Raw genomic sequence first — 25,400 nt, 5'->3', positions numbered from 1 at the left:
CCTGGAAGGAGAGGGTTGGGGTGAGGTGTAGTCCATCTCCGGAGAGGTCACGCACCTCACCCTGTCCCTCTCCTTCCAGGAGAGGGGACCCGCGCTCCGTCTCGTCAGCTGTCCGACCTAATCTACCGGAGGCCGTATCAGGAGGTCTGGCGCAGCCGCGACGGCAGGGGGGGCCGCAGGGGCGGGCGCTCGCTCGCGACCGCCGGCATGCGTGGGCGCGCCGAATCGGGGGCGTGGTAGGGCTGGTGCGCCCCCGCGGCCGCGGCGCGATCCTGCGGCGTCCAATCGAGGATGGCGGCGAGGAGATCGCGCGCACCGGCGCGCGGCACCGTCCGGAACAGCTTCACGAGGTCGAAGACCCGGTCGACGGATCGGGCCACGCCCTCGTTCAGGGTGAGGAAGATGTAGACCGCTTCCTCCTCGTGCAGGCCCGCCGCCCGCAACGCCACCGTCAGCAGCTCGTAGCGCAGGGACGGATCGGGGGTGGCGGCCAGGAAGCCCTTGGGCAGACCGAGCATCTCCGTCAGGGCGGCGACAAATCCCGCCACGTCGCCGCGCGCCGAGAAGCCGGTGAGCACCGCCCCGGCCTCGCGCGGCGCGGCGGGCATCGCACGCAGGGCGGCGGTGGCCAGGATCGCGTGGCCGATCGCCTCCCGCCGCGTCTCGTCGGCCATCAGGAACAGCGGCGCCACGTCGCCATGCGCCAGTTCCGGACGGGCGAGGAGGCGCTGGGCCAGATCGGGGGTTCGGCGCGCGCGGGCGACGAGGCGGGCGAGCATCTCGCCCTGCAGGTTCAGCGCCGGGTTCTCCGCCAGGGCGCGGTCGATCGCCGAATCGTCGCGGGCGATCATCTCGGCCAGCGTGGAGCGGGAGAGGTCCGGGCGGCTGGCGAGGGCCGCGCCGACATCGCTGCCGTCTGAGAGGGCGGCGTCGATCACGGTCTGGGTCAGGATCGGCGCCTGGGCGAGGATCGCGTCGCGGGCGGCCCCACCCCGGGCCGCGAGGGCGGCGAGGAGCGCGGGCGGCGTATCGGGAAAGGGCGCGAGCTTCCGGGCGACGATCTCGGCCGTCTCGTCATCGACGATCGGGATCAGCCCGCCGGCCAGGGAGGCGAAGGCCGACACCGTCTTCCGGTCGCGGACGGAGGCCGACAGGAAGAGGTCCGTCTGCACCCGAAGGATGACCGGTTTCAGATCGAGGTTGTCGAGGCGCGACAATTCGATCAGGCCGGAGAGGTCCGGCGCATCGTCGAGTGATGGGGACATGGCACTTCGGTTACGCAGAACTCGCTGGAGCCAAGCTTTAAGCGAAGTGCGTGAACCGACCTTTAAGGACGCTCGCGCGGGAGCGTCCCTTCCTGCGCCAAGCACCGGCGTTTCTTCGTCGGAGCCGGCGATCCCGTGGGGAAGGCATCGCCGGATCGAGACATCCCGAACCCGGAGCCTTTCAGCTCGCGCGCCGGGATTTCGCATCCTCGCCGGTCCGGGGCGGCGGAAACACTACCGGGACCGGCGTGCCGGGCTGGACCGGATTCGCCGCGGCCTGGGCCATGCCAGCGGCGACGGGCGCGGTGCCGCCGGTGGTGGAGACCGGGTCGTGCGGCTTGGTCTCGGGCTTGGTTTCCGTCTTGGCCTCTGAGGAGAACAGGACCGTCGCGGGTTTGGCGGCGGGGGGCGCCGCCGGCGGCGTCTCCGACTTGGTCGCTGCCGTGCCGGCGGGGGCGGCCGGCGTCATCGGAACCGGCAGCGGCGCATCGGCCTTCGTGTCCTCGCCGGGGCCGGCGAGAACTTCGGTCGGCGTCTTCCAGACGAAGGCGTCGAGGCGGCCGCTGACCGGCGAGACCGGGGCCCACGTCTCGGAGGCGATGCCGTCCGCGATCCAGAGCGGATCGCGCGGCGCGTGCGCGGCACGGGAGAGCCACTCGCGGGCACGGCCTGAGCCGGAGCCGTGCTCGGCTTCCTCCAGGCGCGCCATGGCAAGGCAGGCCCGCACGGTGGGGCGCTCCGCGAGCAAGGGGGCGAGCGCCTCCCGTGCCTGCGGGAATTCCCGCGCCTCGTAGGCGGCCTGCGCCATGGCGAGGCGGGCCTCCGGATGCCAGGACGAGATCTTCGCCAGGGTCTCGGCGCGGGCCATGCGGTCGCGCACGGAATCGCCGGTGCGCAGGTTCAGGTAGGTCTTGGCGAGATCCGGATGGGGGCCGGCGCGCCAGGCCGTCTCGATGATCTTGGCCGCCTTGCGCAGATCGCCGCGACGGACCATCAGGCGCGCGGCCAGCACGGCCGCCGGCACGAGGTCGGGCGCGAGCTTGACGGCCTTGAGCACCCGCTCGGTCGCCGCCTCCGGCTCGCCGGCCTCGCGCTCCTGCGCGGCGGCGGTGAGCAGCACGGCGCGCTGGCGCCGGGCGGTGCCCTTCTCGATGAGGCCGAGGGAGGCGCGGCGCTCCACCGTCTCGTTCGCGCCGCTCCAGTCGCCGTCGGCGCATTGCGCCTCCAGGACGGCCTCGTTGGCCCAGGTCACGCTGGGGGCGAGGCGGGCGGCTTCGACGGCGTAGGCCCGGGCCGAGGCGTCGTCCTCGCGTCGCCGCGCCTCGACGAACAGGCCACGCAGGCCCAGCACCCGCGTCTCGGGATCGTTGACCATGCGCTGGAATGCGTGCTCGGCCGCCTCGCGGTCGCCGGAAATCTGCGCGGCCTGGGCCTTGAGCAGGAGGGCGAGGGGCTCGGCGCCGAGCAGGCGCTCGGCATCGTTGGCGTGGCGGCGGGCGGCGAGGGGATCGCCGGAGCCCACCGCGACCATGCCGCGCGAGAGGGCCGAGAAGCCCTTGGCCCGGCGCCGGTCGCGCGAGCCGCGCACGAGCGTCTCGGGCAGGGTGATGAACCCGCGCACGATGGCCCAGATGAAGCCGACCACGATGGCGGCGATCAGGACGCCGATCAGCCCGATGGCGAGGCTGGTCGCCACCTCGTAGCCGTTCCACACGATGGTGACGGTGCCGGGATGGTCGGCGACCCAGGTCGCGCCGTAGGCCGCGACGGCGAGGAGGGCCAGGAAGGCGAGGGCGCGCCACATGAGATCAGAAACTCCTGGGAGTGGCGTCGGCCGATGCGGTGACACCGAGAGTCGGGGGCGGGAGCGCTGCGGAGCTCCTGCACGGAATCGTGCCGGCCGCGCCTCCCGCCCCGGCGGGCGGAAGGCGCGGCCGAGGGATCAACGCGAGGGGCCGGTGGCGGGAAGGCCCTTGAAGGCGTCGGCGAGAAGGCCCTGCGCCGCCTCGCCGGCCGCGGCCCGCGAGCGCAACCGGGTGCCGAACTCGCCGGCCTCCGCCCGCACGGCCTCGGGCAGCGTCGCGAAGGCCTCGGCGGCGTCCTTGATCGCGCCGCGATCGAGCGCGTCCTGCACCTTCGCCGTGGCGTCGGGCGCCGGGGCGCCCGCCGGCGCAGCGGAGGGCTGCGTCTCCACGCGGCGCACCTGAACGATCGACTCGGCCATGCTCATTAGCTTCGTGCCGATGTCGCCGCTCTCGGCCACCGCCTTGCTCTGCGCGGCGCGGCGGCTGGCGGCGATCTTCTCCACGATCGGCCGGAACTCGGCAGCCAGCATCCGCGCCGTGGGCGCCCCCTTGTCGGCGAAGGCCGCGACCGCCGTCAGGCGGGCGGGATCGCCGGGTTCGAGCCCCCGCAACGCGGCCAGGGCATCGGCGTAGGGCGCCCCCGTGTTCAGGGCCGTGGCGATCCGGTCGGCTGAGACCACGCGCAGGGCCGCCTGGACGGTCGCGGTCTCGGCCCGCTCGGCCACGGCCTTGTCGAGACCCGCGATCTTCTCGGACTGGGCCTGGAGCTGACGCTCGACCGCCTTGGCCGCTTCGGCCGCCTGGGTCTTGTTGGCGTCGGCGAGCTTCTCGCTCGCCTGCGTCGCGGTCTGCACCGCTTCGGTGGCGGCCTGGACCCGGGCCTCCAAGGTTTGCTGGAGCGCCGTCACCTTCTGGCTCAGGGCCTGGGCCGCCTCGGCATTCGCCTTGGTCCGCGCCGCGACATCGTCCTGGAGGGCGGCGAGCTTCGGCGTCAGGTCGGGCGCGGCGCTGGGCTTCGGCGCAGCATCGACCTTGCCTTCGAGGGCCTTCAGGCGTTCGTCGAGGGCGCCGAGCTGGGGGCCGCCGGACGGCGTCACCGCCATGCGGGCATCCGAGCCCTGGTCGCGTCCCGGCTCTTCCTGAAGCGCGGAGACGCGCTGGTCGAGGGCGTCGAGGCGCGCCACGAGGTCGGCGGGCGCCGCCACGGGCGCCGCGGCGCCTTCGGCGGCGGGTGCGGCGCCGCCCTGCGGGGCACTTGCCTTTTCCAGGGCTTCGCGCGCCTTTGCGACCGCCTCGGGGACGGATTTCAGGGCCGCCTCGTTGGCCGCGACCCGCTTGTCGAGGCCCGCCACCGCGTCCTTCGGTGCCAGCGCGGCGATGCGCTGATCGAGGGCGGCGAAACGGGAATCGTCGGCCTGATGCAGCAGCCCGCTGCGCTCGACGCCGAACAGCAATCCGGCGCCGATCACGCCGCCGAGGAGCCCGGCGGTGGCGAGGGAGCCGAAGCCGGGTCCACGGGCAGCGGATGGCGCAGCGGTCGCCGGACTCGGAGCGATCCTGGGTGTCGTGGCGCCCGACGGCTTGGCGGCGGCCTCACCCGGCGCGCCGGTCTTCCCATCCGCGCCCTTCGGAGCGGAGGCGCCGGCATCGGGAGTCTTGCTGGCCATCCCCGCCCCAACCGCCGCAGCCGCGCCCGGTGTCGAGGCACTGCCCGGCGAAGGCTTGCCCGGTGGAACCGGATCGGGCAGCCGCTTGGCCTTGAGGTCGATGATCGGGCCATCGGTGACCGACGCGGTCGGCCGCGTCCCGCCCTGCGCGCCACTTCCGAACGCCCCCGTCTTGGGAGGCTCGGACTTGGGTGGCTCGGATTTGGAAACGTCAGGCTTCGGCGCCTCGGTCTTGAGACCTTCCACCTTAAGACCTTCGACCTTCGCAGCATCCTTCGCGGCGTCTGGCTTCACGGCTTCGGTTCTCGGCGTCTCGGGCCTGGTCGCCTCGGGCTTGGCAAGATCAGGCTTGGCAGGATCAGGTTTTGCAGCGTCGGGCTTCACGGTCTCGACCTTCGTCGCTCCCGACTTCAGAATCTCGGCCTTCGCCGCCTCGGTCCTCACCGCATCGGTCTTGACGCTGTCCTGGCCGACCCGCGGAGCAGGGCCCTCGGTCTTGCCGGGGGACACGGGGGAGGGCTCCGACTTGGGCGCTTCGGATTTGGCAGGCTCTGATTTGGCGAGATCCGGCTTGCCGGTCGTCTCGACGCCCGGGCCGCCGGGCTTGCCCGGCTGGCTGCCGGTGGGAGATCCCGGACGGTTGGCGTCGCTGTTGGGTGGTTTCACGGTTCAAGGCTCCCTTCCCGACCTGTCGTCCGGCCCCGCCCCGTGCGGCGCGTCCGGCGCCCGATGGGTCGAGGCTGGCGGCGCAGCTTCTTGCGCCCGTCCTAGCACCAGGGCCATCGCCGGAGCGAGGCCCTTGTCAGATTCCTGTTGGCCCGGAGGCCGACAATCCGGCGAGGAGCGCGTCCTCGTCGGGTCTCTCGGGCACAAAATGGACCGCGATCCCGGCGGCGACCAGGGGCGCGGCCACGTCCGCCGACAAGCAGTAATGCGTCAGGGACCGGAAGGCTCCGCTTCGACCCTGCGCGCCGGCGAGATCGCGTGCCGCGCTCGCGCTGCGCCGGGAATAGTGGAGGACGGCGTCGATCGCGCCGGCATCCAGCGCCTGCGCGATCACGTCCGGGAGACGGAGGGCGATGCGCATCGCGTAGATCTCGCAGACGCTCAAGGAAAAGCCGGCCTCGCGCAGGGATGCGGCCGGCTCGGCTTTCCGATCGACGCCCGCGACGTGGAGCAGGGCGGATCGCGCCGGCAGCGTGGCCGCGACGAGCCGGGCCAGGGCGCGCGCATCTCCATCGGCGACCCGAACGTCCGTCAGGCCGGCGCGCTCCGCGAGGGCGCCGGTCCTGGCGCCGACCGCGAAGGCCGGGACGGTCCGGAACCGGGTGCGCTCGCTTGCATCCAGGGCGCCGACCGCATGGGCGCTCGTGAGGATCAGGCCTGCGAAGAGGCCTTCAGGGGGCTGAATTCCGGTGGCGGCGACGGCGAGCACGGGGGCGACGAGCGGCCGGTGCCCGAGGGCCGCGAGGCGCGCCGCCGTTCGCGCCGCCCCCGGTTCCGGTCGCGCCACCCAGATCCGCATCACGCTCCGTGCCCCCGGAAAGTCCGGCTCAGACCAAATCCGCTTCGATCGAGCGGAAGACGGTCTCATCCATGCCGTTCTGGTCGCGCCTGGCAAGCCGTCGTTGCGGGGAAGGGGGGCGGGCGGTTAGGGTGCGCCGGACTCGACCCGAGCCCGACGATGGTCCCGGATGACCGTCCGACATCGTCCTGCCCGCAGCCCGGAATGATCCGCCGTCCATGAACGTCCTCGGCATCGAAACCACCTGTGACGAGACCGCCGCCGCCGTGGTCATGCCCGGCGAGGGCGGGCGTGGGCGCATCCTCTCCAACGAGGTGCTGAGCCAGATCGCCGAGCACGCGGCCTATGGCGGCGTCGTGCCCGAGATCGCCGCCCGCGCTCATGTGGAGGTGCTCGACCGCCTCATCGACCGGGCCCTCGGCGGCGCGGGCCTGACCCTGGCCCAGGTGGACGGCATCGCGGTGGCGGCGGGGCCGGGCCTCATCGGCGGGGTGCTGATCGGCCTCGTCACCGCCAAGACGCTGTCCCTGGTGGCGCGCAAGCCCCTCATCGCCGTGAACCATCTCGAGGCGCACGCCCTCACGGCCCGCCTGACGGACGGCATCGGATTTCCCTACCTGCTCCTCCTCGCCTCCGGCGGCCACACCCAGCTCGTGGCCGTGAAGGGCGTGGGCGACTATGTCCGCCTCGGCACCACCATCGACGATGCCATCGGCGAGGCCTTCGACAAGGTCGCCAAGCTCCTCGGCCTCGGCTACCCGGGCGGCCCGGAGGTGGAGCGCATGGCCGAGACGGGCGACCCGGAGCGCTTCGCCCTGCCGCGCCCGATGCTGGGGCGGCGCGAGGCGAATTTCTCACTCTCCGGCCTGAAGACGGCGCTGCGGATCGAGGCCGAGAAGCTGGCGCCGCTCTCCACGGCCGATGTCGCCGATCTCTGCGCCAGCTTCCAGGCGGCGGTGGTCGACGTGATCGTCGACCGGCTGAGGGTGGCCATGCGCGATTTCGCCGGCGTGGCCGGGCATCCCACCGCCCTGGTGGCGGCGGGCGGCGTCGCGGCCAACGGCGCGATCCGGCGGGCGCTGACCACGCAGGCCGGCGAGGCCGGGCTCACCTTCGTGGCGCCCCCCCTCTCGCTCTGCGGCGACAACGGCGCGATGATCGCCTGGGCGGGCGTCGAGCGCCTGCGCCTCGGCCTCGTCGACGACCTCACCGCCCCGGCCCGTGCCCGCTGGCCCTTCGCGGAGCCGAAGGCGGTTGCCTGAACCGGAGCGACGACGCTGGCGCGACCTCGTGGAGCGGCGCCTGCCGGAGGCCGCGCGGCCGGACTGGCCGGTGCATCTCGACCATTGCTTCGCGCGCATCCTCCTCGACAACACCTGCGGCGGCCCCTGGCGCGAGAGCGTCGGGGCGCCGGCCTGGGCGAACATGCCCCTCGACCAGCTCGGCGCGGCCACGGCCCTCGGCGAGGCGGTGCTGGCGGGTCAGACCGACCTCGATTGGCTGAATCGGCGCTCCCTTGCCCTGCGCGACAAGCCGCCAGGGAGGCCGCGCGGGCCGGGGGGCGCCCGCGCAGCCCCGCCGGTCAGCCTGGGGGATGGCGACCTGATCCTCCGGCGCTGGCGGCCCGGCGACGAGGTCGCCCTCGCGGCCCTGAACGCCGACCCGGCGGTGATGCGCCACTTCCCCGCCGTGAAGGATGCGGCCGCGAGCCGCGTCGAGGCGCGGTCCCTCGCGCGGCGTTTCCGCGTCGACGGCTTCGGTCCCTGGGCCGTCGAGGTTCCGGGGCAGGGTTTCGTCGGCTTCGTCGGCGGCGCCCGCGTTCTGCGCGTGCTGCCCTTTCCGGGGGGCGAGCGGCCGGGCGAGACCGTCGAGATCGGCTGGCGGCTCGCCCGTTCGGCCTGGGGACGCGGCATCGCCACCCGCGCGGCCCGCCACGCCCTCGCCGACCTGTTCGGCCGCTGCGGCCTCGACGCGGTCGTGGCGTTCACGGCGGAGGGCAATGCGGCCTCGCGCCGGGTCATGGAGCGGCTCGGCATGCGCGCAACGGGCGGCTTCCGGCATCCGGCCCTGCCGCCGGACCATGCCCTGGCCCCCCATCTCCTGTACCGTCTTCCGGCGGCTCTGTTCGAATCCGAGAGGTCTGGCGCATGACTACCCTGGATACGCGCGCGCGGATCGGTGTCGTCGGCGGCGGCGCCTGGGGCACGGCCCTGGCGAACGCGGCGGCGGCGGCGGGCCACGATGTCATCCTGTGGCTGCGCGACGGCGAGGCTGCCGCGCGCCTGGAAGCGTCGCGCGAGAATGCCCGCTACCTGCCCGGCGTGCCGCTCCATCCGCGCATCGCCGCGACGGCGCGGGCCGACGCCCTCGGTGCGGCCGGCACCCTCCTGATGGTGGTCCCGGCCCAGACCCTGCGGAGCGTTCTGGCCGATCTCGCCCCGTCCTTCGAGCCGGGCGCGGCCATCGTGCTCTGCGCCAAGGGCATCGAGCGCGGCAGCGACGCCTTCATGAGCGAGGTGGCGGCCGAGCGGCTGGGTCCCGGCGCCCCCGTGGCGGTGCTGTCCGGGCCGAGCTTCGCGGCGGACGTCGCCCGCAACCTGCCCACCGCCGTGACCCTCGCGGCCGCCGACGCGGACCTCGCCGCGCGGCTCGCCGCCACCCTCTCGGGGCCGACGCTGCGGGTCTACCACACCGACGACGTGCGCGGCGTCGAGATCGGCGGCGCCGGCAAGAACGTGCTCGCCATCGCCTCCGGCATCGTCGCCGGGCGCGGCCTCGGCGAGAGCGCGCGGGCCGCCCTGATCGCCCGAGCCTTCGCCGAACTCATGCGGTTCGCCCGCGCCTATGGCGGCCGGCCCGAGACCCTGATGGGGCTGTCGGGCCTCGGCGATCTGGTGCTCACCGCCTCGTCGCCGCAATCGCGCAATTTCGCCTTCGGCCAAAGGCTCGGGGCGGGCGCTTCGCCCGACGAGGCGTCCGGCGGCAAGCTCGCGGAGGGGGCCTTCACGGCGGCCGCCCTGGTGGACCTCGCCCGCGCCAGGGGCGTCGAGATGCCGGTGGCCGAGGCGGTGGCGGCCATCGTCTCGGGCCAGGCCAGCGTCGATGCCGTCATCGCGGCCCTGCTGGCGCGGCCGCTGCGGGGGGAAGCCGAATGAGTCTCTTTCCCATCCATGCCTTCCTCGCCGGCAGGGGCCCCAACGGCGCCGGACGCGACCTGAAGCAGATCCTCGCCTTCGACGACGCGCATATCGAGGGCGTGCACGATTTCATCCAATGGTGCTTTCCCCTGCACGAGGCGAGCTTCGTGGTGCCGGGCGCGCCGGTCCTGTCGCGCGCCGAGGCCGAGGCGATCCGGGCGGACCCCGCCGCGCTCTCGGGCCTGCGCGCGGCGCTCGGACGGATGACGCGGTTCTATGCCGAAACCGAGGGCTGGTTGCGCGCCCACGACCACAACCACCTGCGCATCACCCGCATCCTCTCGGCCCTGACCGACCTCCTCGGGTCCGAGGCGGCGGCCGAGTTCCACGCCTTCGTCACGGCGCGCAACGCCAAGGCGGGCGGCCCGGTCAACGCGACGAGCCTGCGCTACTGGGAATCGGCCCTGCGCGGGCCCTGATACGACGGCGCGATCGAACCGGACCTCGTCGCGGCAGGCCCGCGCGGCGCCCGAGCGAAGCCCAGCTCCGCCATCCCGGAGGGAGCGATGGGATTTGCCAGGACGGCCACGCTTCCGGGTGCTGACGGCCACGCTTCCCGGGTGCTAGAGAGCCCTCCGTCCGTCGGAGAAGCGCATGGCCCACTGGCTCTACAAGTCCGAGCCCTCGACCTGGTCCTGGGACCAGCAGGTGGCCGCCGGCCCGGCCGGCACGCACTGGAACGGCGTGCGCAACCACGTCGCCAAGAAGCACCTCATGGCGATGGAGGTCGGCGAGCAGGGCTTCTTCTACCACTCGAACGAGGGCAAGGCGGTGGTGGGCATCGTGGAGGTGATCCGGCCCTACTACCCGGATGATTCCGACCCGACCGGCCGCTTCGGCATGGTGGATCTGCGGGCCGTCGCGCCGCTGGCGCGCGCCGTGACCCTGGAGGCGATCAAGGCGGAGCCGCGCCTCGCCGCGATGATCCTCGTCAACAATTCCCGGCTCTCGGTGCAGCCGGTGAGCGACGACGAGTGGGCGATCGTCCGTGCGATGGGGGGCCTCTGCTGAGGCCTCAGCTCTGCCGCTGCGCCTGCGTCACCGCCACGTGGATCAGCTCGGCGAGGGTGCGCACCCCGAGCTTCTGGCGCATCAGCGAGCAGGCGTTGGTGACGGTCTTGTAGCTCACCGACAGGTCGCTCGCGATGGTGCCGTAGGATTTGCCCTGGGCGAGACGCTGCAGGATCTGGAGTTCGCGCGGCGTCAGCTGCGTCTCGGGCGTGCGCTTGGGATTGGTGCGCAGCATCGCGACTTCCGTGGCGAGGCGGCGGTCGAGATAGGGGTGGCCGGCGCGCACGCGCTCGAAGGCCTCGAACAATTCCCCGGACGCATGGTCCTTGAGCACGTATCCGAGGGCGCCCGCTTCCAGGGCCCGCGACACGATCACGGGATCGTTGTGCATGCTGAACACGAGGATGCGCGCGGCCGGGTTCGCGCTTCGCATGCGCCGGATCAGGTGCAGCCCGGCGAGGCCGGTGTTCTGGAAGGTGAGGTCGCAGATCACCGTCGCGGGGCGCAGGCGCAGGAACTTGCGGTAGCCCGCCACCACGCTGGTGGCCTCGGCGATGCGCTCGATGCCGGCATCCTCGAGGACCCGGCGGCAGCCCTGGAGCACGATCGGGTGATCGTCGATGACGAGGGCCGGCGCCTCGGCGGCGTGTCTCGCGGTGGTGTGGGCGATCGCGTTCATGCGCCTGGAATCGTACTCGTGTCCGCGTCCTGCTCACCGTCGAGCGGGATCATGATCCGGACAACCGCGCCGGGCTGCCCGTTGTCAAGTCCGAAGCTTCCGCCGAGCGCTTCCACGCGCTCGCGCATCCCCGAGAGTCCGAGCCCGAGGCCGTGATCCGGCGCGACGCCGCCGCCATCGTCGCGGATGGTGATCCGCAGCGCCCGCCCGCTCGGCGAGACCGGATCGGATTCCTCCTGCGCCCGCACCGTGACGTTCGAGGCCCGGCCATGCCGCACGGCGTTGGTCATGCTCTCCTGGATGCAGCGGAACACCGTCAGGTCGGTGACGTCGCCGTAGCCCCGCGCCAGCCCCTCGAAGGTGCCGGCAAAGCGGGTGCCCGCATGGCGCCGCCGGAAGTCGCGCAGCAGCAGGTCGAGGCATTCCGACAGCGGCACCTGGCCCAGGGCGTGGGGCCGCAGGCGGTTGAGCAGGTCCCGGTTCTGGACCTGGACCTGACCGACGATGCTGGCGATCTCCTGGGCCCGGAGCTTCAGGCGCTCGCGGTCGGGCACCGCCTCGGCCTCGGCGATCCGGATCACCGAGGCGGCGTTGGCCTCGAGCGCGAACAGGCAGGGGCCGAACTCGTCGTGGAGTTCGAGGGCGGTGCGGCGGCGCTCGTCGTCCTGCGCGCTGAGGAGCTGGCGGTTCAGGCGTCCATTCGCCGCGCGCGTCTCGGACAGGGCCTGGGCCACGCTGTTGAAGCGGCGGGCGATGATGGCGAGCTCGCGCGAGGCCGGCGGCTCGAGGCGCGCGGTGTAGTCCTGCCGCTCCAGCTGCGTGAGCCCGTCGGCGAGGCGGGTCAGCGGCGCCAGCACCCGGCCGAAGGCGATGTAGAGCGCGATCAGCAATCCCAGGCTGAGCCCCAGGCTCGTCAGGGAGAGCGAGACCGCGTAGCCCCAGACCTCGTCGATCTCGTCGCGCGGCTGAGTCGTGATGCGCGCCGTGCCGATGCGCTGTCCCCGCGCGACGATCGGCAGATCGTGCTCGCGGATCGGCGGGGCGATCAGCGCGGCGAACCAGGCCGGCGCGGCGTGCTGGTCGCGCCGAATCCGGGCCAGGCCGCTGGTGACGACGGCGCCCGACGCGTCCAGCACCGTGACGCGGACGTGACGAAGGTCGTGGATGCGCAGGTTGAGGGTCTGGAGGATGCCGCTCGGAGCCCCGGCCTGGGCGAGATCGATCGTGTCCGAGACCAGAAGCTCGACATTCGTCATCGCCGCCTGCATCTCGACCTCGACGGCCGAACGCGCGTTCAGCACGATCACCGAACAGGACACCAGCGCGGCCAGGACATCGATGGCGACGACGAGGGCGATCATCCGCGTGCGCGTGGGCCAGGACGACCAGTTCGACCAGGCCCGGCGCTTCGCGCCCGGCGCGTCGGGGACGGGGATCGCCGACGTTCGCCAGGAACGTCGGGGCGCCCGGGAACGGGGCGCCGTCGAGGCTGTGTCTCGGGGCATCGTGCCTTCAATGGGCGGGTGGGCGGCATCGGGCCGTGCTCCTTCTAGCCGAAGTGGTCGCCGATGGCACAGGGGGCGGTGCGCCGGCCCGCGCGATGCCCGTGGATAGGGGGCCGGACATCCGTTCGACGGAGGCCGTCCGCGCGCTGATCGATGCGGCGCTCGCCGATCCGGACGCGACCTGGAGCCTCGGCGGCTTCGGGGCCCTCGCCGAATTCGGGCGCACGGCCGACGAGCCCGCGCGCCGATTCGAAGCGGGGCGGACCGGTCTGGAGACCGCACGGGGCGGGATCGCCCTCGCTGCCGGCGCGGCCGTGCCGATCGCCTACGAGACGGCCTTCACGGGCGGGTGGAGCCACGCCGTGGCCCTGTGCCTGCCGCGCGCGGCGTGTCCGTTTCCGGGGGCGGGCGTGGTCACGGAGACGGGGGCCGATCACGGCGCGATCCGGGTCGAGAATTCTGGGGATAACCTGTTCGACCTCGGCCTCGATCTGCCGCAGGGCCGCGTCGGACTGCGCACCGGCGATCCGGTCCTTCTCGCCGGTTTACGCGACCGCCTCGGCCGCCCTGCCTTCGAGGGCGGCAGCCCGATCCTCGACCTCATCGCGAGCCGAGCCGTCGACCTCGTGGTGACGACCCCGCTCGGGCGCGTCGAGGTCTTCGCCGGATCGCAGGCCAGCCCGCCCGCCCCGCGCGGGTTCGTCCTGCCGCGCCTGCTGACGCTCCGGCGGACCCATGCGGCGACGGCGCCGATCCCCCCAGGGCTCGTCCCTGTCGCGACCCTTCACCCGGCCCATCCCTGCCGGGATGCCGCGCGGAATCCCCGACCGTTCGACGCGGAGCGCCACGCCGCCTTTCAGGCGATCCTCGCCCGGTGGGGCGACCCGGATCTCGTCGCCCTCAAGACCCGCCTCGCCGCCGGCGAACCGCTGGATGCCCGCGCGGCGACGCGGCGGACGCGCGGCGTGGCGCGCGTGGTGCGGGAACAGGCGGACGCCAAGTCGAGGAACGATACGCCTCGTTAAACCTGTGGAGCTTATTCAGATTCGTCGCAGGCCTCGGCCCGCGATGATCGTCCGGTGCGGGTGAGGACATCTTCGTGCCCTATTGCGGAGCCTTTTTCGTTACACGCGGGCGCCGACCTTCGGGTGGCGCCGTGCGTCAGGTGCCGGACGGGGCAGCGTGATCGGCTGGCAACGGTCAAGTCGAGCGGTCGCGATCTCTCAAGTCAGGATGCCCGTAGCCGAGATGACCTTGCCATGATGCCCGTGACGATCGACCCCTCCGAGACCCGGCGCGCGGTGATGCCGGCTCCGCGTCCGTCGCGCGCGAATCTTCGCCTGATCCTCCTGTCGGGCCTCGGCGTTCTCGGCCTCGCGGGCTTTGCCGCCGTGGCCTCGTCGATGCTCGGTGGCCTCGCCGGACCGCAGATCGCCCGGGCCTCGATCCGGACCGCGACCATCACGCGGACCGCGTCCGAATGGCCCGATCTGCGGGACGGCGTTCCGGCCCTGGCGCCCGCCAAACCCAGCCTAGAAACCAAGCCCAGTCTGGAAACCAAGGCCATTCCGGAAGCCAAGCTCGTCACCGAGGCGATGCCGGGTCAGTTCCGGCCCCCCGTCGCGGTGGCGAAGGCGCCCGCGACGCAGGTCGCCACGATCGCGCCGGCCGTGATCCCGGCGGCCGCACCCCTGCCCACACCCATGGCCGCCACGGCGGCGGTGCCGGAGAAGCGGGTCGAGCCCGCGCCGAAGCCGGCGCGCCTGCCGCCGATCGAGAATGCCGCGATCCTGCCTCCGGCGCGCCCGGCCTCGCTGGTGCCGGCCGCCCGCACGGCGGCGCTCGTCGCGCCGTCGCCGGCCGAGACGACCCGGTCGCGCGCCACCAACGCCACCTTCACGGCGCTGCCGCCCGAGCGCGAGGCGCCGAAGCGGAAGGCCGTCGCCGCAACGGCGCCCGCCAAGCCCGTCGTCGCCAAGCCCGTCGTCGCGAAGGCTGCCGGCACGAAGGTCGTGTCCGCCACCGCGCCGGAGCCGCAGGCGGCCGAGGCGGAACAGACGGAGGTGTTCGGCATCAAGGTGCCGTCGCTGGCGCCCGCCGGACGCAGGCTCGCGGAAGGCGTCGAGGCGCTCGGCAACGCCGTGAAGAACCTCCCCGACAGCTTCTGATCCGGGGGCGCCCCGCAAGGCGCCCCGCCGGATGTGTCGTCCGCCTACTCGGCGTCGTCCGGCCTACTTGACGCGGCTGGTGCGCGGCTTCTTGGCGATCTCGCGCTCGTGCCGGACGCCGCGCGGGCTCTTGAAGCCCTTCGGTCCCTTCTCCTCGTGCACCGGCTCCCCGTCGAGGATGGGCTCGACCTGGATCTCGGGCGAGCCGTTCTTGGCGAAGGTCTGGGCGAAGCGCGAGGCCGCGCCGCCGCGCACCTCGAACTTGGTCTCGCGGTCGAAGATGCGGATCGCGCCGATTTCCTGGCGGCCGATATTGCCGCGCCGGGTCAGCATCGGCAGCAGGCGGCGCGGGTCGGCGTTGTCGCGCCGGCCGAGGTTGAGCCGGAACCACACGGCCGGTCCCTGGGCGTCGATCCGGTCCATGTCGGCGGGGTCGTAGACGGGGCGCGTCTTGCGCTCCGGGCCGGCACCCGGATCGGTGACGTCTTCCGGCGCGGGCAGGCGCGAGCGGTAGATGCGGGCGAGCGCGGCGGCGAGTTCCTGGGGCGTGCGCTGCGCCATCAGGGTCTCGGCCATGGCGACGTCTTCCTCCGCCGGCTCCTCGGTGAAGATCGGGTCCTGCCACATGCGCTCGCCGTCGAGGCGGCGGATCTCGTCGGCGGTGGGCGGGCCGGCCCACTCGAACGAGACCTTGGCGATCATCAGCATCTGCTCGGCGCGGCGCCGCTTCGAGGCCGGGATCAGCAGGAGGCTGGTGCCCTTGCGGCCGGCGCGGCCGGTGCGGCCGGAGCGGTGCTGAAGCACCTCGGCGTCGTGCGGCAGGTCGGCGTGGATGACGAGGCTGACGGTGGGGAGATCGATGCCGCGCGCGGCGACGTCGGTGGCCACGCAGACCTTGGCCCGCCCGTCGCGCAGGGCCTGGAGGGCGGCGTTGCGCTCGCCCTGACCGAGTTCGCCCGAGAGCGCCACGGCCGAGAAGCCGCGCTCGGTCAGCACCGCCTGGAGGTGGCGCACCGCGTTGCGGGTGTTGCAGAAGATGATCGCGGTCGGCGCATCCATGAAGCGCAGGGTGTTGACCACCACGTGCTCCAACTCGCGCGGCACCACGCGGATGGCCTTGTAGGTGATGTCGGAGTGGCCGCGCTCCTGGCCCTTCACGGCGATGCGCAGCGCGTCGTTCTGGTAGCGCTCGGCCAGGGTCGCGATGGCCTTGGGCAGGGTCGCGGAGAACAGCAGCGTGCGCCGCTCCTTCGGGGTCACCGAGAGGATGAATTCGAGGTCGTCGCGGAAGCCGAGGTCGAGCATCTCGTCGGCCTCGTCGAGGACGACGGCGCGCAGATCCTGGGTCGCGAGGTTGCGCCGCTCCAGGTGGTCGCGCAGGCGCCCCGGCGTGCCGACGACGATGTGGGCGCCGTCGTTGAGCTGGCGGCTCTCGCGGCGCGGGTCCATGCCGCCGACGCAGGAGATCACCCGCGCTCCGGTCTCGGCATAGAGCCAGGCGAGTTCCCGTTCGACCTGCAGCGCGAGTTCGCGCGTGGGGGCGATGACGAGGGCCAGCGGCGCGCCGGCCGGTCCGAAACGCTCGGCGCCGTCGAGGAGGGTCTCGGCGAAGGCGAGACCGTAGGCCACGGTCTTGCCGGAGCCGGTCTGGGCCGAGACGAGGAGATCGCGCCCCTGCGCGGCCGCCTCGATGACGGCGCTCTGGACGGGCGTCGGGTCTTCGTAGTCGCGCGCGGTCAGCGCTCGTGCGAGCGGGGCCGGCAGGGTCGGGAAGGGCACTGTGACGGAAGCCTTAGCGGGCAAGCAGGCGAGAAACCCGCCGGCGAGAGGCGCGCGACGCGCGAAACCCTCTCGAACAACGTGATTCCGGCCTCGAACGGTTACGGATGAGCGTGCTTGTAGCCGGAACCGACGCGCAGCGCCATGACCGTGCGCACATGCGAGCCCTTCGCTGACGGCGCACGCCCCACAGCGAAAAGTCGTGTCCGGCCTGTGCGCGGGCCCGCGCTGTGCCATCTAGGCCTCAACGTCCGGTGGGAATCCCGCTCGAACTCCGTCCGGACACGGACCTCCTTCTCACGAGACCCGAGGTGAACGATGGCGGCACTCCTACGTCTGGTCGTGGCCTGGGGCAGCGTCGCCGCCTTCTCCGTCTACGGATCGTCCTGGCTGGGAAGCCTCGATTCGCCGCTCTGGGCCAGCGGACTGTTCCTGTGGCTGTTCGCCGTCATCCTCTGGGCGGCGTTCGGGGTCGTGCACGAGGCGGAGGAACTCGCCCACATGCTCGGCGAGCCGCTCGGCACCCTGGTGCTGACGCTGGCCATCGTCATCATCGAGGTCGCCCTGGTCTCGGCCGTGATGCTGTCCTCGAAGGCGGTGCCGACGCTGGGACGCGACACGATGTTCGCGGTGCTGATGATCGTCCTCAACGGCATCGTCGGGCTCGGCCTGCTCATCGGCGGCCTGCGCCACCACCAGCAATCCTACAACCTCCAGGGCACCTCCGCCTTCCTGTCGGTGATCATCCCGCTCGCCACCATCGCGCTGATCATCCCGAACTTCACCACCTCGACCACCGGCGGCACGCTGACGACACTTCAGGCCGTGGCGTTCTCGATCTTCACGGTCTCGCTCTACGGCATCTTCCTGATGATCCAGACGGGCCGCCACAGCAGCTTCTTCATCCATGACGGCGGCCAGATGATCCGCTCCAACGCCGACGTCCCCGACGCGGCGCCCGAAGGTGAGAAGGGCGGCGTCGGCGCCCGCGCGGTGCTGACGCATGTCGGCCTGCTCATCGCCAACATCCTGCCGATCGTGCTGCTGTCGAAGAGCCTCGCCTCCATCCTCGACCACGGCATCGAGGCGCTTGGCGCGCCCACCGCCCTCGGCGGCGTACTCATCGCCGCCATCGTGTTCACGCCGGAGGGCATCAGCGCCCTGAAGGCGGTGGCGCGCAACGAGTTGCAGCGGGCGATCAACCTCTGCCTCGGCGCCGCCACCTCGACGATCGGCCTCACCGTGCCGGCGATCCTGGCGGTGGGCCTGATCTCGGGCCAGACCGTGGTGCTCGGCCTCGCGCCCACCGAGATGACGCTCCTCGTCGTCACGCTGATCCTGAGCACCCTGACGTTCTCGGGGCTGCGCACCACGGTGCTGGAAGGGGCCGTCCACCTCGTTGTATTCTTCGTCTATCTCGTGCTCATCTTCAGCCCGTGATGGATATCCTCGTCGTCGGTGCCGGAATCGTCGGTCTCGCCACGGCCCGTGCCCTGGCGCGGCGCGGCCACGCGGTCGTCGTGGCCGAAGCCGAGACCGCGATCGGGACCGGGATCTCGGCCCGGAACTCCGAGGTGATCCATGGTGGGATGTACTATCCGGCCGGGTCGCTGCGCGCCCATCACTGCGTCGCCGGCGCGGCGATGCTCTACGCCTTCTGCGAGAGCCACGGCGTCGCGCACCGGCGCTGCGGCAAGCTCATCGTCGCCACGACGGAGGCCGAACGGGCCGCCATCGAGGCGATCGCGACGCGCGGCGCGGCCAACGGCGTGCCGGGTCTCGCGCTCCTCGAGGCGTCCGAGGCCAGGGCTCTGGAGCCGAACCTCGCCTGCGTCGCGGCCCTGCACGCGCCCGGCACCGGCATCGTCGACAGCCACGGCCTCATGCTGGCGCTCCAGGGCGATTTGGAGGATGCGGGCGGCGCCATCGCCCTCGGTAGCCGCGTGGACGGGATCGCCCGGAGCGGGGCCGGGTGGGACGTCTCGGTGAACGGCGAGGTGCTCACCTTCGACGCGGTGGTGAACGCCGCCGGCCTCGGCGCGCAGGCCCTGGCCGCCCGCATCGCGGACTATCCGGCCACGCGCATACCCCGGCAGGTGCTGGCCAAGGGCAGCTATTTCGGCTGCACCGGGCGCCCCGCCTTCTCGCGGCTGATCTATCCGGCGCCCGTCGAGGGAGGGCTCGGCATCCACCTCACCCTCGATCTCGCCGGCCGCATGCGCTTCGGCCCCGATGTCGAGTGGGTCGACGACCTCGATTACCGCGTCGATCCCGCCCGCGCGGCGATCTTCGCGCAGGCGATCCGGCGCTACTGGCCGGGTCTGCCCGACGATGCCCTGACGCCGGATTACGCAGGCATCCGCCCGAAGCTCACCGGCCCCGGCGAGGCGGCCGCGGATTTCCGGATCGAGGGCCCGAACGAGCACGGGCTGCCGGGCCTCGTCCATCTCTACGGCATCGAGAGTCCGGGCCTGACCTCGAGCCTGTCCCTGGCCGAGACGGTGGCGGACCGGCTCCCCGCCTGATCAGCCGCCGAAGCGCTCGGTGCGGATGGTGGCCGGGTCGAGCCCGGCCTCGAGCAGCAGGTCCGAGACCGTGCCGACGAAGGGATTGGCCCCGCAGAGATAGGCGTGGCGCGGCGCGCCCAGGCGGTCGAGGGCTTCGCCGATCAGCGCGGCGTCGATGCGCCGCCCGCCGGCGCGGGTGAGGTTCAGCATCAGGTCCAACCCGGGCTCGTCCCGCGCGCGAGTGGCCAGCTCCTCGGCCGCGATGGCCTCGTCCGCGTCGCGCGCGGAGTAGAGGAGGAGGGCGGGCACCTCCGGCGCCACGGCCGCCCGGTGGCGCAGCATCGACAGCAACGGCACCACGCCGGAGCCGCCCCCGACGAGCAGCAACGGGCCGCCATCCTCCGGACCCCAGACGAAGGCGCCCCCGATCGGGCCCCGCATCTCGATCGTGTCGCCGACCTCCGCCGTGGTCGCGAAGAAGCCCGAGACCTCGCCGCCGGCCAAGCCCTCGATCATCAACTCGATGGTTCCGTCATGGCCGGGCGCCGAGGCGATGGAGTAGCTGCGCTGGGCCTGATAGCCGTCCGGTGCGGTGAGGCGCACGTCCACGTGCTGGCCGGCCCGCATCGGCCGGTCGAAGGCGACCCGGAAGCGGTAGCTCTTCACCCGGGCGCTGGCGGGGACGATGCCCACCAGGGTGGCGTCGAGCCAGGGGAGGGCGCGCGCGGCCGGCTCAATCACCGGTGAAGCGCTGCTCGCGCCAGGGATCGCCGTACATGTGATAGCCGCGCATCTCCCAGAAGCCGCCCTCGTCGCGTTTCGTGAAACGAAGGCCCTTCACCCACTTGGCGCTCTTCCAGAAGTACAGGTGCGGCACGAGGAGCCGGGCTGGTCCGCCGTGATCCGGCGGGATCGGCGCGCCATCGTAATGCGTCGCCACCATGCCCTTGCCGCCGGTGAGATCCGCCACCGGGACGTTGGTGGTGTAGTCGTCGTAGCCTTCCGCGAGCAGGAATTCGGTCGGCGCCTGAAGGCCCGCATCCGCCAGCAGATCGTCGAAGCTCACGCCTTCCCAGGCGGTGTCGAACTTCGACCACTTGGTGACGCAGTGGATGTCGCCGCCCCAGCGCGTGCGCGGCAGGGCGTTGAACGCGTCCCAGTTCCAGGACTTCAGCGGCCGGGAGCCCTCGCGCAGGGTGAACGACCAGGTCGCCGGATCGATCCGGGGGTTGGGGCCGATCTGAAGCACGGGAAAGTCCTCGGTCAGGTACTGCCCCGGCGGCAGGCGCTCCCGCGTCGCCTCCGGCGGCCGCCGTCCCGTGAAGCCTCGTGTACTCATCCTGCCCTCGTGCCCCTGCCGCTCCCGTCCTCAGACGACGAGAGCGCCGGACAGGCTATCATCCTCTCAGCGTTCGCGCAGCACGAGCCAGAGGGCATGGATGGTGCCCGGCAGCACGAAGAAGATCGTCAGCAGGATGTTGAGCAGGAATTGCAGACCGATGCCGTTGGTCATGAGGACCGCGACCGGTGGGAGAAAGATCGCGAGTAGGATACGGACGAGGTTCGACACGGTCGCTCCGGAAAGATTGCGGGCGCGGGTTCGCGCGCGCAAGGGCCCAAGCGCAACGGTATCCGCGCCTCCGGGTTCCCGGCCGCGCCCCTTTTGACCCGGTTGTCCGATGCTCGTCGAAGTGCTGCATCTCCTGACGACGCCGATACCATGGGCGCATCGGCGGCGCGGCTACCTGCGCGAGAGCGTGCTGCTGCTGTCGCGCTCCCGGCGCTGCCGCGCGGCCTGGGCCGGACATCTGGCGGAGTCGCGCGCCGCCGTGATCGCCGCCTGCGCCGGATTGGAGCGCCGCCGGGTCGCGGTGGTGCTGGGGTCCGGCCTCCTGCAGGACGTGCCGCTGGCGCATCTCGCCGCCCGGTTCGACGCGGTTCGCCTCGTGGACGCGGTCCATCTCTGGCCGGCGCGTCGGCAGGCGCGGGCCTATCCCAACGTGACGCTCGTCACCGCCGACCTGATACCGGGACGCGACGGCGCCGATTCGCTCGCCGCGCTCTGCGGCTCGTCGGACGTGGACTTCGTGGTCTCGGCGAACGTGCTCTCGCAATTGCCCATCCTGCCCCTCGACAGGCCCGGCTTCGTGCCGCCCGACCTCGGCGCGCGCATCGTCGCGGGGCACCTCGACGGGCTCGCCCGCCTCGCCGCGCGGGTCTGCCTCCTGACGGATGTGGAGCAGGTCGAGCAGGATCGGGACGGGCGGGTGACGGACCGCATCGACCTCCTGCACGGCATCGGTCTCGGGACGCCCGACCGGACCTGGATCTGGGACCTCGCGCCGTTCGGCGAGGCCGCGCGCCACCTGCGCCAGCAGCATCGGGTCCAGGCCTTCCTCGATTGGCGCGGGCCCTGAACGCGAAAAGCCGCCCTGGATCGGGGCGGCTTTCCAAATGGCGCGAAGGCCGGTGCTTAGTGTCTTTCACAAAACTCCCGCTGCGCCGCCGTGCCCGGAATGAGGGCCGGCGGTGGTCGGGAGTTTTGTGAGGCACTCTTATTCGGTCTGGGACGGAGCGTCGGTTCCGTCCGGCGCCTCCGAGCCCTCGAACCGGGCCCGGCGGCGGCGACGGGGCTTCGGTGCCAGCGGCGTCGCCTCGTCGTCGGTCGGCGCGGCCCGCGCCGTATCCGGCTCGGGCGCGGCGTCCGGCGCGCGCTCGGCCACCGGAACCGGACGCGGGGGCGTCATCAGGAAGGCCGGCAGGGCGGCGACATCCTCGGTCCCGCGCAGATCCTCCTCACGACGACGGCTGCGCCGGGGCGCGGCGTCACCGGTGCGCGCCGGACGCGGCGCATCCTGTCGTGCCGTGTCGGGGGCGGCCGTGTCCGGACGCACGGGCTCGTTCGGTGACGGCTCGGTGCGGCCGTTGCCATAGCGCGGTGCCTCGTTGCGCGGCGGGTTCGAGCGCGCGAAGTCCTGGCGCGGCTGGTCCTGCCTCGGCTGGTCCTGACGGCCGTAATCCTGACGCGGCGCCTCGGACCGGCTCACGTCCTGCCTGTTCGAATCTTGTCTGCTCGAATCCTGCCGATTGAAGTCCGAACGGCCGTAATCCTGGCGCGGCGCTTCGTTCCGGTTCGAGTCGTTCCGGTTCGCGTCCTGCCGATTGAAGTCCTGGCGGTTCGCGTCGTCGCGCCGATTGTAGTCGGGGCGATTGCCGTCCTGCCTGTTACCGTCCTGCCGGTTGCCATCGCGCTGGTTGTCGAAGCGCTGGGGACGGTCGGTTCGGTTGGCGAAGCGGTCGCGGCGGTTCTGGCGATTGCCGTCCGGTCCGGAATCCTGTCGGGCATCCTGCCGAGAGTCTTGCCGTGACTCCTGCCGTCCCTCGTAGGGTTGCGGCTGGGGCTGCTGGCCCGGGTCCGTGTAATCGTCGTTGTAGCCGTTCGCGCCGTAGCCGGAGGCCGCGTAACCCTGCGGCGCGTTCTGGCCGTCATCGTCGCCGTCGTCATCGGCATCGTCGAAGCCACGGGCGTAGCCGCCGACCTGCTGGCGGGTCTGTTCCTGCGCGCCGGAGATGATCCGGAAATAATGCTCGCCGTGCTGGAAGTAGTTCTCTGCGGCCACAGGGTCGCCACTCGCCTGCGCGTCGCGGGCGAGTTGGGCATACTTGTCGGCGATATGTTGGGCGGTGCCGCGAATCTTGACGTCCGGACCGTTGGATTCGTAGGAACGCGTGAGCGGATTGGGACCCTTGGGGCGGTTGCGACCGCGCATCCGTCTATTCTGATTTGGTCTCATCGGTCTCGATTGACCCTCGTTCGTCTCGGAGCGTCTGATGAAGCGGCGGTTCCCGGCGATCGCGACGACGCCCTGCTCTGGCTCGTCGGTGGCGCCGCGTGATCCGGGTCCGGTCTATCCGTGATCGCTTTCGCCGTGCTTGCCGTCTGTCCTTCGACCGAGGCGCGCGCTGTGCGTCCAGGCGTCCATCGGTTTTCAGGCACGAAGTTGATCAAGCTCCTGCGCATCGTCCCGCGCGCGCCAGCCTGATCGTGGGGAGACCGTCTAAGACCGTCGCGGCTTTGCGCCACCGACAACCCTACCGCGATCCAGGATGATGGATCGTTCGCGATCTGCCATGGAGACTAGCGTCTCACTGAGACAGCAACAAGCCCTTTTTGCGCGACGCCCGGGTCCGAAGGCAGGTTTTTTGTCCAGTCCGGCCGTCCGTCGATCGATTCCCGCTCAATCGGGCCGAAAACCGACCACGCGGGCATGGCCCGCCAGATCGTGGACGATCCACCCGTCCCCGAACCCGGCCTCGGCGCCGAGTCGGCGGACGGTCTCGGCCTGATCGTACCCGACTTCGAAGGCCAGCGTTCCGCCGGCCGCGAGCCGCGCCGTGCCCTGGGTCAGATCCCGGAGGATGTTTCGATACGCGTCGAGGCCGTCGGGGCCGCCGTCGAGGGCGGCGGCGGGGTCGTGCGCGCGGACCTCGACGGCGAGCCCGTCGATCGTCGCGCTGGCGATGTAGGGCGGATTGGAGACCACGAGGTCGAAACTGCCCGACAGGCCGGAGGTCCAGTCGGCGCTCACGAAGGCGGCCCGCTCGCCGACGCCGTTGCGCACGGCATTGGCCCGCGCCTGCACCAGGGCCGCCCGCGAGCGGTCGACGCCGATGCCGAAACCGTTCGGAAGCTCGCTCAGCAGCGCCACCAAGATGCATCCCGAGCCCGTGCCGAGATCGAGGATCCGTAAGGGGCGCCGCCGGTCCGGGTGCGACCCGAGGGCGGCCTCGACCAGGGTCTCGGTGTCGGCGCGCGGCACCAGGGTCTCGGGCGCCAGCCCGAAGGGCAGGCCCCAGAACTCCCAGGTGCCGACGATCCGCGCCACCGGTTCGCCCGCGAGCCGCCGCTTCAGGGCCGCGCCAAGGCGGCGCGCGCCGGCCTCGCCGAGGGGGGCGGCCCCGTGCAGGATCAGCTCGGTGGTCGTCAGGCCCAGCACGTCGAGGACGAGGAAGCGCGCGTCGTTGTCCGCGATCCCGCGCGCGGCCAGGGCGTCGGTCATGTGCCGGAGGGCATTGCGGCGGCTCAGCGCCGGATCGAATCGCATCACCGCGTCTCGGGGGCACGCGCCCGCATTCAGGCCATGCCCTCGGCGGCGAGGAGCTCCGCCTGGTGCTCGGTCACCAGCGCGTCGACCAGCTCGTCGAGCGCCACCCCCGCCAGAACCTCCTCCAGCTTGTAGAGGGTCAGGTTGATGCGGTGGTCGGTGACGCGGGCCTGCGGGAAATTGTAGGTGCGGATGCGCTCCGAGCGATCGCCGGAGCCGACCTGCGACTTGCGGTCGGCGGCCCGCGCCGCGTCCTTGGCGCTGCGCTCGGCGTCGTAGAGCTTGGAGCGCAGCAGCGACATCGCGCGGGCGCGGTTCTTGTGCTGCGAGCGCTCCTCCTGGACGAAGATCACGATGCCGCTCGGCATGTGGGTGATGCGGATCGCCGATTCCGTCTTGTTGACGTGCTGGCCGCCCGCGCCCTGCGAGCGCATCGTGTCGATCTTCAGGTCGGCATCGTTGATGACGATGTCGACCTCCTCCGCCTCGGGCAGCACCGCGACCGTGGCCGCGGAGGTGTGGATGCGCCCCTGCGTCTCCGTGTCTGGCACCCGCTGGACCCGGTGCGCGCCGCTCTCGAACTTCAGGCGCGCGAACACGCCCTTGCCCTTCACCTCGGCGACGACCTCGCGATAGCCGCCGACGGTGCCCTCGCTCTCGGAGATGACCTCGACCTTCCAGCCCTTGGCATCGGCGTACTTGCCGTACATCCGGAACAGGTCGCCGGCGAAGAGAGCCGCCTCGTCGCCGCCGGTGCCGGCCCGGATTTCCAGGATGGCGCTCTTCTCATCCGCCGAATCCTTCGGGAGCAGGATGAGCTGAAGCGCGCGGTGCGCCGCCTCCAGCCCGGCCTCGGCCTCCGGCTTCTCGTCGGCCGCCAGGGCCCGCATCTCCGAATCGCTGCCCGGCTCGTCGATCAGCGCCTCGATGTCCGCGAGATTCCGCGCGGCGGCCCGGTAGGCGTGGATCGCCGCGACGACGCCCTCGAGTTCCGAGAGCTCGCGGGAGAGCTGCACGAACGTGTCCGAATCCGCCGAGCCGGCGCTCAGCGTGGCGGTGACGATGTCGTGGCGCGTGAGGATCGCGTCGAGACGCTCGGCTGGGATTGGGGTCATCGCCCGTCGAAAACTCTCATCAGAACAAGGGCTCGTCGGGTCGCGATGCGAGCCGACGACGGGGTCGCGGCA

At 72.1% G+C, this 25,400-nt stretch carries 23 protein-coding genes; 10 read left to right on the top strand and 13 right to left on the bottom strand.

From position 1 onward, the window contains the following. Positions 1-137: 137 nt before the first annotated feature. The 4 genes from MKK54_RS09390 to MKK54_RS09375 all read right to left on the bottom strand — a co-directional run bounded on the left by MKK54_RS09390 (position 138) and on the right by MKK54_RS09375 (position 6,262). Complete coding sequence (locus tag MKK54_RS09390; protein ID WP_244010533.1) at positions 138-1,265, bottom strand: DUF2336 domain-containing protein; 1,128 nt, start codon at positions 1,263-1,265, stop codon at positions 138-140. A 181-nt stretch (positions 1,266-1,446) separates the two neighbouring features. Beyond that, a complete protein-coding gene (locus MKK54_RS09385) occupies positions 1,447-3,069 on the bottom strand; it encodes a heme biosynthesis protein HemY (RefSeq protein ID WP_244010532.1) in 1,623 nt (540 codons plus the stop codon). 138 nt (positions 3,070-3,207) lie between these two features. Beyond that, the gene (locus tag MKK54_RS09380; RefSeq protein ID WP_244010531.1) at positions 3,208-5,403 is read right to left on the bottom strand and encodes a hypothetical protein; all 2,196 of its coding nucleotides are present in this window, start codon (positions 5,401-5,403) and stop codon (positions 3,208-3,210) included. A 136-nt stretch (positions 5,404-5,539) separates the two neighbouring features. After that, positions 5,540-6,262, bottom strand: a complete 723-nt coding sequence (locus tag MKK54_RS09375) for a uroporphyrinogen-III synthase (RefSeq protein ID WP_244010530.1) — start codon at positions 6,260-6,262, stop codon at positions 5,540-5,542. Between the two features lie 218 nt (positions 6,263-6,480). Between MKK54_RS09375 and tsaD the strand changes: the two genes are divergently transcribed. The 5 genes from tsaD to MKK54_RS09350 all read left to right on the top strand — a co-directional run bounded on the left by tsaD (position 6,481) and on the right by MKK54_RS09350 (position 10,470). Next, a complete protein-coding gene (gene tsaD / locus MKK54_RS09370) occupies positions 6,481-7,524 on the top strand; it encodes a tRNA (adenosine(37)-N6)-threonylcarbamoyltransferase complex transferase subunit TsaD (RefSeq protein WP_244010529.1) in 1,044 nt (347 codons plus the stop codon). After that, entirely contained in the window at positions 7,517-8,413 is an 897-nt protein-coding gene (locus tag MKK54_RS09365) for a GNAT family N-acetyltransferase (RefSeq protein ID WP_244010528.1), read from the top strand. Before tsaD ends, MKK54_RS09365 begins: the two co-directional genes overlap by 8 nt. Beyond that, complete coding sequence (locus MKK54_RS09360; protein WP_244010527.1) at positions 8,410-9,417, top strand: NAD(P)H-dependent glycerol-3-phosphate dehydrogenase; 1,008 nt, start codon at positions 8,410-8,412, stop codon at positions 9,415-9,417. Before MKK54_RS09365 ends, MKK54_RS09360 begins: the two co-directional genes overlap by 4 nt. After that, positions 9,414-9,878: an opioid growth factor receptor-related protein gene (locus MKK54_RS09355; protein ID WP_244010526.1), complete on the top strand. Its 465-nt coding sequence runs from the start codon at positions 9,414-9,416 to the stop codon at positions 9,876-9,878. The genes MKK54_RS09360 and MKK54_RS09355 overlap by 4 nt, the downstream gene beginning before the upstream one ends. 175 nt (positions 9,879-10,053) lie before the next feature. Further along, positions 10,054-10,470 carry an EVE domain-containing protein gene (locus MKK54_RS09350; protein ID WP_244010525.1) on the top strand — a complete coding sequence of 139 codons (417 nt, stop codon included), beginning with the start codon at positions 10,054-10,056 and terminating at the stop codon, positions 10,468-10,470. Between the two features lie 4 nt (positions 10,471-10,474). Here the strand turns inward: MKK54_RS09350 and MKK54_RS09345 are convergent, their stop codons facing one another. Both MKK54_RS09345 and MKK54_RS09340 read right to left on the bottom strand, forming a co-directional pair. Then, the gene (locus MKK54_RS09345) at positions 10,475-11,149 is read right to left on the bottom strand and encodes a response regulator (protein WP_244010524.1); all 675 of its coding nucleotides are present in this window, start codon (positions 11,147-11,149) and stop codon (positions 10,475-10,477) included. Then, positions 11,146-12,654: an ATP-binding protein gene (locus MKK54_RS09340; RefSeq protein ID WP_244010523.1), complete on the bottom strand. Its 1,509-nt coding sequence runs from the start codon at positions 12,652-12,654 to the stop codon at positions 11,146-11,148. The genes MKK54_RS09345 and MKK54_RS09340 overlap by 4 nt, the downstream gene beginning before the upstream one ends. Before the next feature lie 101 nt (positions 12,655-12,755). On the opposite strand from MKK54_RS09340, the gene MKK54_RS09335 reads away from it, so the two are divergent. Beyond that, a complete protein-coding gene (locus tag MKK54_RS09335; protein WP_244010522.1) occupies positions 12,756-13,679 on the top strand; it encodes a DUF6925 family protein in 924 nt (307 codons plus the stop codon). Between the two features lie 234 nt (positions 13,680-13,913). Beyond that, complete coding sequence (locus MKK54_RS09330) at positions 13,914-14,822, top strand: hypothetical protein (RefSeq protein WP_244010521.1); 909 nt, start codon at positions 13,914-13,916, stop codon at positions 14,820-14,822. A 63-nt stretch (positions 14,823-14,885) separates the two neighbouring features. On the opposite strand, the gene MKK54_RS09325 is transcribed toward MKK54_RS09330, so the two are convergent. Further along, entirely contained in the window at positions 14,886-16,601 is a 1,716-nt protein-coding gene (locus tag MKK54_RS09325) for a DEAD/DEAH box helicase (protein ID WP_244010535.1), read from the bottom strand. Between the two features lie 318 nt (positions 16,602-16,919). Here MKK54_RS09325 and MKK54_RS09320 point away from each other — a divergent pair, with 318 nt between their 5' ends. Both MKK54_RS09320 and MKK54_RS09315 read left to right on the top strand, forming a co-directional pair. Further along, a complete protein-coding gene (locus MKK54_RS09320; RefSeq protein ID WP_244010520.1) occupies positions 16,920-18,041 on the top strand; it encodes a calcium:proton antiporter in 1,122 nt (373 codons plus the stop codon). Beyond that, entirely contained in the window at positions 18,041-19,126 is a 1,086-nt protein-coding gene (locus tag MKK54_RS09315) for an NAD(P)/FAD-dependent oxidoreductase (protein WP_244010519.1), read from the top strand. Before MKK54_RS09320 ends, MKK54_RS09315 begins: the two co-directional genes overlap by 1 nt. Here the strand turns inward: MKK54_RS09315 and MKK54_RS09310 are convergent, their stop codons facing one another. The 3 genes from MKK54_RS09310 to MKK54_RS09300 all read right to left on the bottom strand — a co-directional run bounded on the left by MKK54_RS09310 (position 19,127) and on the right by MKK54_RS09300 (position 20,678). Further along, positions 19,127-19,849 (bottom strand): FAD-binding oxidoreductase, encoded by a 723-nt coding sequence (locus MKK54_RS09310; protein WP_244010518.1) that lies wholly within the window; start codon positions 19,847-19,849, stop codon positions 19,127-19,129. It abuts the gene before it with no gap. Continuing rightward, complete coding sequence (locus MKK54_RS09305; RefSeq protein ID WP_244010517.1) at positions 19,842-20,447, bottom strand: sulfite oxidase-like oxidoreductase; 606 nt, start codon at positions 20,445-20,447, stop codon at positions 19,842-19,844. The genes MKK54_RS09310 and MKK54_RS09305 overlap by 8 nt, the downstream gene beginning before the upstream one ends. 66 nt (positions 20,448-20,513) lie before the next feature. After that, entirely contained in the window at positions 20,514-20,678 is a 165-nt protein-coding gene (locus tag MKK54_RS09300) for a YqaE/Pmp3 family membrane protein (protein ID WP_238276442.1), read from the bottom strand. A gap of 109 nt (positions 20,679-20,787) precedes the next feature. Here MKK54_RS09300 and MKK54_RS09295 point away from each other — a divergent pair, with 109 nt between their 5' ends. After that, positions 20,788-21,525: a hypothetical protein gene (locus MKK54_RS09295; protein WP_244010516.1), complete on the top strand. Its 738-nt coding sequence runs from the start codon at positions 20,788-20,790 to the stop codon at positions 21,523-21,525. A gap of 138 nt (positions 21,526-21,663) precedes the next feature. Here MKK54_RS09295 and MKK54_RS09290 read toward each other — a convergent pair whose 3' ends face one another. The 3 genes from MKK54_RS09290 to prfA all read right to left on the bottom strand — a co-directional run bounded on the left by MKK54_RS09290 (position 21,664) and on the right by prfA (position 25,328). Then, positions 21,664-22,878, bottom strand: a complete 1,215-nt coding sequence (locus MKK54_RS09290; RefSeq protein ID WP_244010515.1) for a DUF4167 domain-containing protein — start codon at positions 22,876-22,878, stop codon at positions 21,664-21,666. Between the two features lie 468 nt (positions 22,879-23,346). After that, positions 23,347-24,213: a peptide chain release factor N(5)-glutamine methyltransferase gene (gene prmC, locus MKK54_RS09285; RefSeq protein WP_244010514.1), complete on the bottom strand. Its 867-nt coding sequence runs from the start codon at positions 24,211-24,213 to the stop codon at positions 23,347-23,349. Positions 24,214-24,242: 29 nt separating this feature from the next. Continuing rightward, positions 24,243-25,328 carry a peptide chain release factor 1 gene (gene prfA, locus MKK54_RS09280; protein WP_244010513.1) on the bottom strand — a complete coding sequence of 362 codons (1,086 nt, stop codon included), beginning with the start codon at positions 25,326-25,328 and terminating at the stop codon, positions 24,243-24,245. Positions 25,329-25,400: the final 72 nt, after the last annotated feature.

The organism is Methylobacterium sp. J-068, from assembly GCF_022829445.1.
Classification (GTDB): domain Bacteria; phylum Pseudomonadota; class Alphaproteobacteria; order Rhizobiales; family Beijerinckiaceae; genus Methylobacterium.
Note: the sequence above shows the minus strand (reverse complement) of the source record. Positions and strands in the feature narration are given on the sequence as shown.